We start from the raw sequence: 13,373 nt of genomic DNA, 5'->3' as shown, positions 1-13,373 counted from the left end.
CGATGCCCATTGCCTTCACCTCCAAGCTCTCCCCCATTGCGCGCCGTCGTATCGATGTCTTTCGCAGCAACCGGCGTGCCCGGATCTCGCTGTGGATCTTCCTCGCCCTGTTCGTGGTGAGTCTGGCGGCGGAGCTGATCGCTAATGACAAGCCCATCGTCATGCAGTACGACGGGCAGTGGTACGTGCCGCTGCTGGTGGACTATCCCGAAACCGAGTTCGGTGGTTTCCTGCCTACCCGGGCGGACTATCACGACCCGTTCATCCAGCAGCAGATCGAGGAGAACGGCTGGGCGCTCTGGCCGCTGATTCCTTTCTCCTACCAGACGCTGGACATGCAGATGATGCGGCCTTCACCATCGCCGCCCGACGCCCGCCACTGGCTGGGCACCGACGATCAGGGGCGCGATGTGCTGGCCCGGGTCATCTACGGCTTTCGCCTGTCGGTCTTCTTCGCTTTGGTGCTTACCGCCGGCTCGCTGGTGATGGGGGTGATCATCGGCGGCATACAGGGCTACTTCGGCGGCAAGACCGACCTGATCGGCCAGCGGCTCACAGAGATATGGTCGGGGCTGCCGGTGCTGTTCCTGCTGATCATTCTGGCCAGCCTGGTACAGCCCGGCTTCTGGTGGCTGCTGGGTATCATGCTGTTGTTCTCCTGGCTCGGCCTGGTGGACGTGGTGCGCGCCGAATTCCTCCGCGCGCGCAACCTGGAGTACGTCCGCGCGGCCAAGGCGATGGGCCTGCCGTCGAGGCTGATCATGTGGCGTCATGTACTGCCCAATGCCATGGTCGCCACGCTGACCTTCATTCCGTTCCTGTTCACCGGCGCTATCACCACCCTGACGGCTCTCGACTTCCTCGGCTTCGGCCTGCCGCCAGGCTCGCCCTCCCTGGGCGAACTGGTGGCCCAGGGCAAGAACAATCTGCATGCTCCGTGGCTGGGCATCACCGCCTTCGTCAGTCTGTCGCTGATGCTCTCGCTGCTGGTTTTCATCGGCGAGGGGCTGCGAGATGCCTTCGATCCTCGCCATATTCAGCACGCACCCAGCGCCACCCCGTTGACCAGGACTCAGCCCAATGCCTGATTCGCAGCCCTTGCTTCGCCTCGACAAGCTGTCGATTGCCTTCGGCGACAAGCCGGTACTCCAGGAGCTCTCGCTGGAGGTTCATCGTGGTGAAACCCTGGCACTGGTCGGCGAGTCCGGCTCCGGCAAGTCGGTCTCAGCGCTCGGTGCCATGAACCTGCTGCCGGACAACGCCCAGGTCAGCGGCGGTCGCTGGCTGGGCGAGACGGATCTTGCCGCGTTGAAGAAGCGCCAATGGCAGTCGCTGCTGGGTAGACGGGTGGGCTTCGTGTTCCAGGAGCCGATGACCTCGCTCAATCCGCTGCACACCATCGCCAAGCAGATCGGCGAGACCCTGCGCTTGCATCAGGGGCTGTCAGGCCGCGCGGCACGTGAGCGCAGCCGCAAGTTGCTCGAGCAGGTCAAGCTGCCGCGGCCCGATGAGCTGCTCGACGCCTGGCCGCACCAGCTCTCCGGCGGCCAGCGTCAGCGCGTGATGATCGCCATGGCCATCGCCAACGATCCTGAACTGCTGATTGCCGACGAGCCTACCACGGCACTCGACGTGACCGTGCAGCAGGACATCCTCGCCCTGCTTGCCGAGCTGCGCGAGCGACATGGCATGGGCATGCTCTTCATCACCCACGACCTCAATCTGGTGCGGCGCCATGCCGATCGCGTCTGCGTGCTCTACAACGGCCAGGAGCAGGAAACCGGCCCGGTCGACGACGTCTTCTCCTCGCCCCGCAGCGCCTACACCCGTACCCTGCTGGATGCGGAGCCGACGGGACGCCCCGCCCCGGTCACCTCGACGGCCCGCCTGCTCGAAGCGCGTGGCGTCTCGGTCAGCTTTCAGCGCTCCAAGCGCTTGTTCGCCAAGCGCCCGCCCGCTTTCGAGGCGGTGAAGCCGATCGACCTGCACCTGGCCCCCGGTGAAACCTTGGGCATCGTCGGCGAATCCGGTTCCGGCAAGACCACGTTGGCCATGGCCCTGCTGCGCCTGGTGGAGTCGCGCGGGGAGATCGAACTCGATGGAGAACGGTTGGACCGACTGACCGGCAATGCCCTGCGCAAGCGGCGCCGCCGTATCCAGGTCGTGTTTCAGGACCCCTATGGCTCGCTGTCGCCGCGCATGCCCGTCTCGGACATCATCAGCGAGGGGCTGCGTTTCCATTATCCCGAGCTTTCCGAAGAGGAAGTCGCCGCGCGGGTGACGGCCGCCATCAAGGAGGTCGGGCTGCCGAGTGATTGTGCCGCGCGCTATCCCCACGAGTTCTCGGGTGGTCAACGCCAGCGCATTGCCGTGGCCAGGGCGCTGATTCTGGAACCCGCGCTGGTCGTTCTCGACGAGCCCACGTCGGCCCTCGACCGCACGGTACAGAAGCAGCTCGTGGAGCTGTTACGTGACCTGCAGGCTCGGCGTGGTTTGAGCTTCTTGTTCATCAGCCACGACCTCGCGGTGGTTCGTGCCATGGCGCATCGCGTTCTGGTACTCAAGGACGGTGAGCTGGTGGAACAGGGGGAATGTCTGCCGCTGTTGGCTGAACCTACCAGCGCTTACACTCGGGCCTTGGTCAAGGCTGCGGGCTTGTCTGCTTATGATTGATGTTTCCGACTTTTCGTATACGGAAGAAAACCATAAAAGATAACGGTATAAAACTAGCAGCTAGAACATCACCACGCGATTTCAACGCACACCGTGACATAATGTGAATCCTACTGACCGGGAACGTCACTCATGCGCCGCCTTGCCCCGCTACTGTGGCCCTGCCTAACGTTGTCACTGGTGCTGCTTCTGTGGCCAGCCATTGCCTCGGCATCGGCGCTGGATCTCGACGAGGGCTGGGAGTATCGCTGGGGAGACTCACCTTATCTGGCAGACGGCACGCCAGCGTGGCTGGTCGAAACCTCATCGGAGGGCGCCTGGCACAGCATCGACTTCCCTTCCAACCCGCCGGGACGAGATGGTCAACGGCACGCCTGGTTCAGGATCAGCCTGCCGGCAGGCGAATGGCGCGATCCGGTGCTGTACGTCTACAGCATCGATCTCATTGCCCAGGCCTTCCTGGACGACGTATTGATCTACCAGCATGGCAGCTTCGACGAGCGCGGCGAGGGGCCGTTCGTGGGCTGGCCGTGGCACATGATCAGCCTTCCGGAAGATTTCGCCGGCCGCCAGCTTTCCTTCCGGATCTATTCCAACTACACCGATATCGGCCTGTGGGGCGAAGTTCGTCTGATGGATCGCCCCGACCTGTTCGCCATGATACTCCAGCGCTCGGCGACCGATCTGGCCGTCAGCGCTTTCTGCCTGCTGCTTGCTCTGCTCGCCGCCGGCTTCGCCCTGGTGCAGCAGCGACGCCGAAACTACCTGGGCATTGCGCTGTTCTCCTTCGCCTCCGGCATCATGATCCTGGCCGAAACCCAGGCCAGCCAGTTCCTGCTGGCCAAACCGCTGGCGTGGGACTATATGGCTGCGGGTGGCTACTATGCCCTGCCGGTGGGAATCGGGCTGCTACTGGAAACCTGGTTTACCGGGCGGCACAAACGCTGGATTCGCTACCTTTGGCAATTCCACCTGACTTACTGGTTGCTGGCTATCGGCCTGGCCCTTGCTGGCATCGTCAATCTGTCCAGCACCTTTCCTGTGTTCGACGCCCTGCTGGCAATCAGCCTGCCGCTGCTGTTCGCCCTGCTCATCGGCAGTCTCAAGCGGCTTGATGGGGAGCAGCGCCTGATCATCGCCGCCTACGGCGTGTTCGGCCTGTTGCTCCTGCTGGACATGTCGGTCGCTCATGGCCTGCTGGCCTGGCAGCGCATTCCGGTCAGCCTGGGTGCGCTCCTGTTCAGCCTCGTCATCGTGGCCATTTCGCTGCGCCACTACGCCCGTACCCAGCGCGAACTGGTCGTACTCAACCAACGGCTGGAAAAGGAGGTGGCGGAGCGCACCAAGGAGCTGCAGCAACTGGTCGAACGCTTCCGCATCTTCTCTTACCAGGACCCTCTGACCGGGCTCAAGAACCGCCGCTACTTCAATGAGATCTTTGCCCGCGAGGCCGCCATTGCCAAACGCGGCGCGCCCCTGACCTTGGCCATGCTCGATATCGACCATTTCAAGCTCTTCAACGACCTGCACGGTCATGAAGCCGGGGATTGCGTGCTGATTACCACGGCACGGCTGATCGGTGAGCATTTCCGCGAGGCGGATGTCGTCTGCCGCCTTGGCGGTGAGGAGTTCGTCATTCTCATGCCCTCGACGTCCGAAGGACAGGCCAGAGAGGCCATCGAGCGCCTGCTCGATACGGTCCGCAGGCACCGTTTCGAGCATGGCGACAGCGCTCTCGGCAGCGTCGGACTGTCCTGCGGGATCGCCAGCTATCCGACCCATACCGACGATCCCTGCGCCCTGCTCCAACTGGCTGATACGGCCCTCTATCATGCCAAACGCAGCGGACGCGATCGCTGCGAGACGTATGCATCCGCCATCACTTGATCAGTCGAAGGATTCCACTTCGTCAGCAGTCAGTTCGCGCCACTCTCCCTGGCCTAGCGAGCCCAACGTCAGCGCCCCAACGCTCTCCCGGTGCAGTGCGGTGACGTGATTCCCGATGGCAGCGAACATGCGCTTGACCTGATGGTAGCGCCCTTCGTACAGCGTCAGCTCGGCTTCATGGTCGCTGCGCATGACGAGATCCGCCGGTAGTGTCGGCTTCTCCTCCCCATCGAGCAGAAGACCTTCCTCGAAGCGCGCGATGGCTACCTTTAGCCCATCCCCCACCAGCGGTTCGGCCAGGGTGGCACGATACACCTTGGCGCAGCGCCGTCGCGGCGATGTGACACGATGCGCCCACTGACCATCGTCCGTCAGCAGCACGAGTCCGGTCGTGTCGACGTCGAGTCGCCCTACCGTCTGCAGTCGTTCGGCCTTGGGCAGCTCGATCAGATCCACAGCGCGTGGATAGAGCCCGCGCCGCGCGCTGCACTCCACGTCGGTGGGCTTGTGCAACATCACATAGCGCAATCCAACCAGCGCAAGGGGCTTGCCGTCCCACTCCACCCTGTCATCCTCGCCCACCTTCGTCGCGGCCTGCTTTACCACGGCGCCGTTCAGGGTGACTTCACCACGGTGCAGCGCCTTCTTGGCCAGGCTTCGAGTCAGCTCGGTAGTTTCCGCGAGAAATCGATCCAGACGCATCAGAACCCGACCCCATCGGCCAGCGTGAAGTGGTCGGCATCGCGCCAGGCGGGAAACTTCTCGCGGAAGGCCTCGAGATCGGCATGCGAGAGCGTGGCGGTCTTGATGAAGGTGGTGCCGTGAGGCTCATCGATGAGCGCCTCGCCCTTGAAGTCCACCAGCATCGAGTCGCCGGCGTACTGCATGCCGTTGGCATCCTCGCCGACCCGGTTGACCCCGATGACCGGACACAGATTCTCGATGGCGCGGGCCTGCAGCAGGATTCGCCACGGGTGCCGCCGTGGCGCCGGCCAGTTGGCCACGCACAGCAGCGCATCGTATTCGAAATGCTCGCCGGGCTCGGGGCTCTGACGCAGCCACACCGGGAAGCGCAGGTCGTAGCAGACGCTGAGCAGGATGCGAAACCCCTTGAGCGTGACGATGACCCTGTCGTGCCCCATGGAGTACCGCTCATGCTCGCCGGCCATGCGGAACAGATGCCGTTTGTCGTAGGTGACAAGACTGCCGTCCGGCCGTGCCCAAACCAGGCGGTTGTAGTACTGGCCGTCCTCGACGATCGCCACGCTGCCGGTGACGACGCAGTTGCGCTTGCGGGCCTGCTCGCTCAACCAAGCCACGGCGCGACTTTCGGCCATGGATTCGGCCATTTCCCGGGAGTTCATGGTGAAACCGGTCGAGAACATCTCCGGCAGCACGATGAGATCGGTCTCTTCGCCGCCGAGTTCACCCAGCAGTTCGTCGAGCAGGCGGCAGTTTGCATCGGGGTCCTCCCAGCGCAGGTCGCACTGCACCAGGGTGGTACGCAAATCGCTCATGTTGGTTCCCTTGCTGTGTGTCTTGCCCAAGAATGGTTACTTGCTTTCAGCCTACCCCAGGCGTCGCCGTGCGTCAGCCCGGATGCCGTTTCGCATGCGGCTGCATAAGAGCATGGTGATCAATACCGTAGCCTGCTAAGTTTAAGCCTTTCCACGCTACAGCTTTCCAAACCACAGCTTTCCACACTACTAGAGAGTCGAAAATGTCAGTGTTGCCCCTCACGGATCGCGAAGCCGCCAGAGGTGTCGGCTTCGGCCTGCTCGCCTATGTCATGTGGGGCTGCTTTCCTCTTTTCTTCGCCCTGTTCGAGGGCGTTCCTGCTTTTGAAGTGCTGATCCATCGCATCATCTGGTCTTGCCTGTTCCTGGTCGGGCTGGTGACGCTGCTAAAGCGTTGGGGGCCGATTCGCCGGGCATTGGCGGAGCCACGCCGCCTGGGCCGGGTGCTTGGCTGCGCCGTGCTCATCGCCATCAACTGGGGACTGTACATCTATGCCGTCGAGACCCGCCAAGTGTTTCAGGCCAGTCTCGGCTACTTTCTCACGCCGCTGGTCAACGTGGCGCTGGGTCTGCTGGTACTGCGCGAGGCCATGGCGGGACTGCAGCGCATCGCGGTGCTGCTGGCGGGCACGGCCATCGTCATCCAGCTCCTGCTGCTGGGTGAGCTGCCATGGATCAGCCTGACACTGGCGTTGACATTCGGCACCTACGGCCTGCTGCGCAAGCAGGTCCCGTTGGACGGGCTGTCCGGGCTTTTCGTCGAAACCCTGCTGCTGCTCCCATTGGGGCTGATGGCCCTGGCCTGGCTCAGTACCGCCGAACTCTCTCACTTCATGGACGGGCCACGGCTCACGCTGTTGTTGATCGCCAGCGGCGTAATTACCGCCCTCCCTCTGCTGGCCTTCGCCGGCGCGGCGCGACGCCTGCGCCTCGCTACGTTGGGCTTCTTGATGTACCTGAACCCCACCATTCAGTTCTTCATCGCCCTGCTGGTGTTCCGCGAGCCTCTGTCGATGGTGCAGTTGGGCACCTTCGGGCTGATCTGGGCCAGCCTGGCCCTCTACTCATGGTCGGCCTGGAACGACAGGTCCCGCTCTCCACTCGCTCCGGCCGGCGCACCGCAGCAAAGCAAAAGCGAGAGGCTTTGACTCCATGTCGGCGCTGCGAGGAGGTGGCCGGCCGCACATCGTCCTGATCGGTGCCGGCCATGCCCACCTCTATCTGATGCGGCATCGCCGTCGGTTGGCCGCTGCAGACATGACCATCGTCGATCCTGGCGCCTTCTGGTATTCAGGCATGGCCGCCGGCGTACTCGGCGGCACGCATGCCCCCGCCGAGGTTCGCATCGATCCAGTCCGGCTTGCCCGCCGGTATGGGCTCGAAAGTATTCGCGGTCGTCTCTCGGGACTGGATCGGAGCGAGCACAAGGCTCAGCTGACGGATGGCCGCACGCTCGACTATGACCTGATTTCCCTCAATCTGGGCTCTAGCGCCCCAACGCTCACTGCCCTCTCCGAGGGCCCCAGAGTTTGGGCGGTCAAGCCCATCGCACAACTCATCGCTCTTCGCCATCAGCTGACAAGCGCCTACGAGCGGGGAGAGCACCCTGCGCTGGTGGTGGTGGGCGGAGGCGCCAGCGGCGTGGAGCTGGCCTGCAACCTGCATTCCCTAGCGGTCAGGTACGCGGCGCCCGCCGCCATTACCCTGGTTTCCAGCTCGCGCAAGCTGATTCCAACGGCGCCATCCGGTGCACGACGTTGGCTCGCAGGCTATCTGCGCCGCATCGGCGTGGAGGTGCGAGTTGGAATGCGTGCCGTCTCGCACCACCGGGACGGCCTGCTGATTGCAGAGGAGGGCGTGACCAGGGGCCAGGACGCCATGCGCCTGCTGGCGTGCGATCACGTCATTCATGCCGGCGGCCTGGCCCCGCCGGGCGCGCTTGGCGGTCTGGGTTTGACACTCCTTGGCAGCAGGGGCTTGGCCGTGCACGACACCCTGCAGAGCGTAGACGACCCGGACGTGTTCGCTGCCGGCGACTGTGCCGCCCTGGTGGAACACGTCTTGCCCCGGCTGGGGGTCTACGGCGTGCGTCAGGCCCCGGTGCTGCTGGCGAATCTCAAGGCCCGGCTTCACGGCCGACCATTGCAGCGTTACCGACCCCAGGCCCAGGCGCTGACCATCCTCAATCTAGGGCAGGACCAGGGCTTGGCCATCCGTGGCCGGCTGTGGTGGGCCGGCCGCAGCAGCCTGCTCTGGAAGCACTGGCTGGACGAGCGCTTCATGGCCCGCCACCGACATTGAACGTTACCTCGCTCCGAGCCGGCCGGGTCAGGCAACTTCCGGCTTGTAGCCTACACGGAAGCCACCCCAGTGTTTGCCTTCGACGTAGATCGGCACGGAGAGGTCGTGCATGACTTCGCCGGTATCGCGCTTGTAGGTTTGCAGCAGTAGCGTCTGTTCATGGCTACCGCAACGCTGACCCGTCGCATCCTCGTAGATGCGCCGATTGCGGCAGAACTTGAGATCGTGCTCGTAGTCGCCGGTCGGCGGCTGACTGACGCTGTGGTTGTGCGTGGGTATGTAGCCGCGACGATCGATGCCGATGGCGTAGGCAACGCCCAGGCGCTCGAGCAGCGGTTCTTGGATGGGTGGGAAGTGCTCGTCGGTGTAATCGACGAATCCGGTTACGTACTGCTGCGGGTTGGTGCCGGGAATGGGGGTATAGGTCGCGTGGAACAGGGTGTGTTCGTCGAGGTCGCCCTTCTTGATGGCGGATTCGAGCAGCTTGCCGAGCTTGACCGCCGTTTCCCGCGCCGCCTCGAACACCTGCTGATGGCGCCCTTCCAGACGCTGCTGTGCCAGCGCCGCGTCGACCCCCTCGGCGCCCGCCATGAGCGCCCGGGCCTGGCTGGCCAACCCATGCATGTCGCGGTTGCCCTGCTCGGCATCTTCCTGCAGCGTGCCCAGGGTCCCGGCCACGCGCTGCGAGTGCTTGTTAGTATCCTCCATCGCCACGGCAATGGAACGAATCTCGCCCTCGACCTGATCGAAGTGCCCGGTCATTTCGGTGAGCTGCTCGCCCACCTTACTCATCTCCTTGGCCCGGTCTCCCACCCGCTGCATCAGGTGGCCGATGGTATCGACCACTCGATGACTGCTGTCGCCGATGTCACCCACCAGGGCCTCGACGTTGCGGGTCGCGTCCGCCGTGCGGCCGGCAAGTTGACGGACCTCGCCGGCAACCACAGCGAATCCGCGACCATGCTCACCGGCCCGGGCGGCTTCGATGGAAGCATTGAGAGACAACAGATTGGTCTGCTCGGCGATCTCTTCGATCAGGGACGTGACATGGCGCACGCTGTCGGCTTTCTGACTCAGCACGTTGAGCAGTTCCAGGGCTTCCTCGGAACGCTCGGCGAGGGCCTGCATCTCTTCGATGACCTGGCTCAGCGACTCGCGGCTGACGTGGCTGGCATCCCGCGAACGGCTGGCCAGTGTGGCCACGTTGGCGGCACTGGCAGCCACCTGCTCGATGGCCGACGTGATGGCCGCCATGCTCGATGAGGCTTCCCGGACCGTCTGCTCCTGGCGCTCGAGCCGGTGGTCCATGCGGTCGGCATGGTGGGACACTTCGGCCGAGGCGATGGCCGTGGCGCTGGCCTGGCGGATCAGGCCATGGGCCATGCGGCGCAGCGAGAGGTAGTCACGGGTAAACGGCAGCCAGGTGTGGAAATGCCCCTCGGCAAGCGTATTGGCATCAGCCCTATAGACTGCCGCCATGCCGCTCAGAGCCCATACGGCCCCTGACACCAAACCGAACCCAAGACCGGCATAGGCATGCCAACCTGAACCGTTCAAGTACACAAGGAAGAATCCACCGGCCAGTGTAGCTGCGGCCAATAGAAGCAACAGGGTCCGCATGGTGTCAGATCTCTTTGTTATTGGAGAGGTCGTTCGAGATTAACGCCATGTAAGCAGTATGCGCATCACCACTTTGGCCTGACATACCAAAGCACGACTCAAGTCGCTGACCCTGCGGCCGATGACCTGGAAATTGGACTGTGCAACGAGCCGATATGAAGCGGGCCGCCCGCGCAAGGCGGCCCGTGCCATCAGCGCTGGCTGGCAGCCAGCGCCTGCTCCAGGTCGGCGATGATGTCGTCGACGTGCTCGATACCGATGGAGAGCCGCACCATGTCCGGCGTCACCCCGGCCGCGGCCAGCTCCTCATCGCTCAATTGCCGATGGGTGGTCGACGCCGGGATCGACGAGCAGGTCTTGGCATCGCCGATGTTGACCAGGCGCAGGATCATGCCCAGTGCATCGTAGAAGCGTGCCCCCGCTTCGCGCCCGCCCTGGATGCCGAAGCTCAGGATGCCCGAGGCCCTGCCGCCCATGTAGCGCTGCGCGAGCTCATGATCCTTGTGGCCGGGCAAGCCGGCATACTGCACCCAGGTCACCGCTGCGTGCGCTTCCAGATATTCGGCCACTTTGAGTGCATTGTCGCAGATACGCTCGATACGCAGCGCAAGGGTCTCCAACCCCTGCAGCAGATTCCAGGCCGCCTGGGCCGAGAGCGCGGCCCCCATGTTGCGCAGCGGCACGACCCTCGCCCGGGCGATGAAGGCGGCCTCGCCGACGTCGCGGGTGTAGCAGACGCCGTGGTAGGAGACGTCCGGCTCGTTGAGCAGCGGGAAACGCTGCGGATGGTCGGCCCAGGGAAACTTGCCTGAATCGACGATGACGCCACCCACCGTGGTGCCGTGACCGCCGATGTACTTGGTGGCCGAGTGAATCACGATGTCGGCCCCATGTTCGATGGGCCGCCACAGGAAAGGTGTCGGCACGGTGTTGTCGACGATCACCGGCACGCCATGTCGATGGGCGACCTCGGCCAGCCTGGCCATGTCGACCACGCTGCCGGACGGGTTGCCGACACTCTCGCAGAACACCGCCTTGGTGCGCGCATCGATCAGCGACTCGATCCCGGCGATGTCGTCCTTGTCGGCAAAACGCACCTCGATTCCCTGACGCGGCAAGGTATGGGCGAACAGGTTGTAGGTGCCGCCGTAGAGTTCGCTGATGGAGACGATATTGTCGCCCGCTTCGGCTATGGTCTGGATCGCATAGGTGATCGCCGCCATGCCGGAAGCCACGGCCAGACCGGCGATGCCGCCTTCCAGTGCGGCAACGCGCTGCTCCAGCACCGCGCAGGTGGGATTCATGATGCGCGAGTAGATGTTGCCCTCGACCTTGAGGTCGAACAGGTCGGCGGCGTGCTGGGCGCTGTCGAAGGAGAACGAGGTCGTCTGATGGATCGGCACCGCCACGGCGTGCTGGTCGTCGGGAGCGTAACCGTGATGTAGGGCAATAGTTTCGGGCTTCATGGCGTGTCCTGTTGTCGCTATCGTTTTTGGTATTACTGAGTACGTTGTTTCACCTGATGCTAACCAAGACTCAACCCCACCACCAATATCGTTTAGTCTGGTTGGCTCATTCCCCTGACGACCAAGAGACGGGATGCTCAGACGCTACCTGCCGATCCTGACATGGCTCCCCCACTACAATCGCCGCCTGGGCGGTGCCGATCTGCTGGCGGGCCTGATCGTCACCGTGATGGTCATACCTCAGTCGCTGGCTTATGCCGTACTGGCGGGACTGCCGGCGGTAGTGGGCCTCTATGCCAGCCTGCTGCCGGCGCTGGCCTACGTCGTGCTGGGCACCAGCCGCACCCTGGCCGTGGGGCCGGTGGCCATCGTCGCGTTGATGACCGGCGTGGCACTGTCCGGTGTCGCCACGCCAGGCACCCCCGAGTATCTGCAGGCGGCCCTGATTCTCTCTCTTCTGTCTGGCCTCATGCTGTTGCTCATGGGGCTGCTGCGCATGGGCTTCGTGGCCAACTTCCTCAGCCATCCCGTCATCGCCGGCTTTCTCGCTGCCTCGGGCCTGCTCATCGCCGCCAGCCAGATCGGCCATCTGCTCGGCGTGGAGCTTACCGCTCGCGACCTGCTGCCACGACTGGTCGAACTCGTCCGCGGCCTGCCTGCCATTCATCTGCCGACTCTGGCCATCGGCGCAGGCAGCCTGCTGTTCCTGCTGCTGCTGCGCCAATACGGTCGCTCCACGCTGCGCGGCCTTGGTCTCTCCCGCCCGCTGGCCGATCTGATCACCCGCTCGGGCCCCGTCTTTGCCGTGATCGTGACGACGCTCGTGACCTGGCAATTCGAACTCGATGCCATCGGGGTCGCCGTGATCGGCGACATTCCCCAGGGTTTGCCGCCGTTGAGCATACCGGGCTTCGATGTCTCACTGTGGCAGGCGCTGCTGGTTCCTGCCCTGCTGATCAGCGTGGTGGGCTTCGTCGAATCGGTTTCCATGGGGCAGATGCTGGCCGCCCGACGCCGCGAGCGCATCTCGCCCAATCAGGAGCTGGTCGGGCTGGGCGGGGCCAACCTCGCCGCTGCCTTCACCTCGGGAATGCCGGTCAGCGGCGGCCTGACGCGCACGGTCATCAACTACGATGCCGGCGCCCAGACACCGCTGGCCGGCATGTTCGCGGCCATCGGCATCGGCGCCGTGACGCTGTTTCTCACGCCAGCCCTGGCCTACCTGCCCATCGCCACCCTGGCGGCGACGATCACGGTCTCGATCCTGACCTTGATCGACATTCCCCTGATCCGTCAGACCTGGCGCTACTCGCGCAGCGACTTCTTCGCCATGGCGGTGACCATCCTGCTGACCCTGGTGGAGGGCGTCGAAACCGGGATCATCAGCGGGGTCGCCATCTCGATCGGCCTGTTTCTCTACCGCACCAGCCGGCCTCACAGCGCCCTGGTCGGCCGCATTCCCGGCACCGAGCACTTCCGCAACGTCGAACGTCACGAGACCGAGACCGCCAGCCACGTGGCGCTGCTGCGCATCGACGAAAGCCTCTATTTCGCCAATGCACGCTACCTGGAAGACACCGTCTACGACCTGGTGGCCACTCGCCCGGAGCTCGAGCACGTGGTGCTGATCTGCTCGGCCGTCAACCTGATCGATGCCTCGGCGCTGGAGAGCCTCGATGCCATCAACGCGCGGCTCAGGGACTCCCGCGTCACCTTGCACCTGGCCGAAGTGAAAGGCCCGGTCATGGATCGCCTCAAGTGCAGCGATTTTCTCGACGACATGACGGGGCGGGTCTTCCTCAGCACGTTCGCCGCCTGGCGCGAACTCTCACGTCCCTCGCAGTAAACCAGACGCCCGGAGATCGCTCCTACGGGCATTGAACCTTGGTCTAATACCCTCTTCTCCCGC

At 64.0% G+C, this 13,373-nt stretch carries 10 protein-coding genes; 6 read left to right on the top strand and 4 right to left on the bottom strand.

All coding sequences use genetic code 11. From position 1 onward, the window contains the following. The first annotated feature begins 2 nt into the window (after positions 1-2). The 3 genes from HOP59_RS11070 (at position 3) to HOP59_RS11060 (ending at position 4,560) form a co-directional block, all read left to right on the top strand. A complete protein-coding gene (locus HOP59_RS11070; RefSeq protein ID WP_010628535.1) occupies positions 3-1,088 on the top strand; it encodes an ABC transporter permease in 1,086 nt (361 codons plus the stop codon). Then, entirely contained in the window at positions 1,081-2,673 is a 1,593-nt protein-coding gene (locus HOP59_RS11065) for an ABC transporter ATP-binding protein (RefSeq protein WP_010628534.1), read from the top strand. The genes HOP59_RS11070 and HOP59_RS11065 overlap by 8 nt, the downstream gene beginning before the upstream one ends. 132 nt (positions 2,674-2,805) lie before the next feature. After that, complete coding sequence (locus HOP59_RS11060; RefSeq protein WP_234254003.1) at positions 2,806-4,560, top strand: sensor domain-containing diguanylate cyclase; 1,755 nt, start codon at positions 2,806-2,808, stop codon at positions 4,558-4,560. Here the strand turns inward: HOP59_RS11060 and HOP59_RS11055 are convergent, their stop codons facing one another. Both HOP59_RS11055 and HOP59_RS11050 read right to left on the bottom strand, forming a co-directional pair. After that, positions 4,561-5,262 carry a pseudouridine synthase gene (locus HOP59_RS11055; RefSeq protein ID WP_010628532.1) on the bottom strand — a complete coding sequence of 234 codons (702 nt, stop codon included), beginning with the start codon at positions 5,260-5,262 and terminating at the stop codon, positions 4,561-4,563. It abuts the gene before it with no gap. Then, positions 5,262-6,077, bottom strand: coding sequence for an amidohydrolase (locus HOP59_RS11050; RefSeq protein ID WP_010628531.1), 816 nt, complete (start codon positions 6,075-6,077; stop codon positions 5,262-5,264). Before HOP59_RS11050 ends, HOP59_RS11055 begins: the two co-directional genes overlap by 1 nt. A gap of 203 nt (positions 6,078-6,280) precedes the next feature. On the opposite strand from HOP59_RS11050, the gene rarD reads away from it, so the two are divergent. Both rarD and HOP59_RS11040 read left to right on the top strand, forming a co-directional pair. Further along, positions 6,281-7,225 (top strand): EamA family transporter RarD, encoded by a 945-nt coding sequence (gene rarD, locus HOP59_RS11045; RefSeq protein ID WP_010628530.1) that lies wholly within the window; start codon positions 6,281-6,283, stop codon positions 7,223-7,225. Positions 7,226-7,229: 4 nt separating this feature from the next. Continuing rightward, positions 7,230-8,378, top strand: coding sequence for an FAD-dependent oxidoreductase (locus tag HOP59_RS11040; RefSeq protein ID WP_234254002.1), 1,149 nt, complete (start codon positions 7,230-7,232; stop codon positions 8,376-8,378). 27 nt (positions 8,379-8,405) lie between these two features. Here HOP59_RS11040 and HOP59_RS11035 read toward each other — a convergent pair whose 3' ends face one another. Then, positions 8,406-9,857: a methyl-accepting chemotaxis protein gene (locus HOP59_RS11035; RefSeq protein ID WP_010628528.1), complete on the bottom strand. Its 1,452-nt coding sequence runs from the start codon at positions 9,855-9,857 to the stop codon at positions 8,406-8,408. Positions 9,858-10,189: 332 nt separating this feature from the next. Then, positions 10,190-11,464, bottom strand: coding sequence for an O-acetylhomoserine aminocarboxypropyltransferase/cysteine synthase family protein (locus HOP59_RS11030; RefSeq protein ID WP_234254001.1), 1,275 nt, complete (start codon positions 11,462-11,464; stop codon positions 10,190-10,192). A 133-nt stretch (positions 11,465-11,597) separates the two neighbouring features. On the opposite strand from HOP59_RS11030, the gene HOP59_RS11025 reads away from it, so the two are divergent. Next, positions 11,598-13,310 carry a SulP family inorganic anion transporter gene (locus tag HOP59_RS11025; RefSeq protein ID WP_234254000.1) on the top strand — a complete coding sequence of 571 codons (1,713 nt, stop codon included), beginning with the start codon at positions 11,598-11,600 and terminating at the stop codon, positions 13,308-13,310. Positions 13,311-13,373: the final 63 nt, after the last annotated feature.

The sequence above is a fragment of the Billgrantia aerodenitrificans genome, from assembly GCF_021404405.1.
GTDB classification, from domain to species: Bacteria; Pseudomonadota; Gammaproteobacteria; order Pseudomonadales; family Halomonadaceae; genus Halomonas; species Halomonas aerodenitrificans.
Note: the sequence above shows the minus strand (reverse complement) of the source record. Positions and strands in the feature narration are given on the sequence as shown.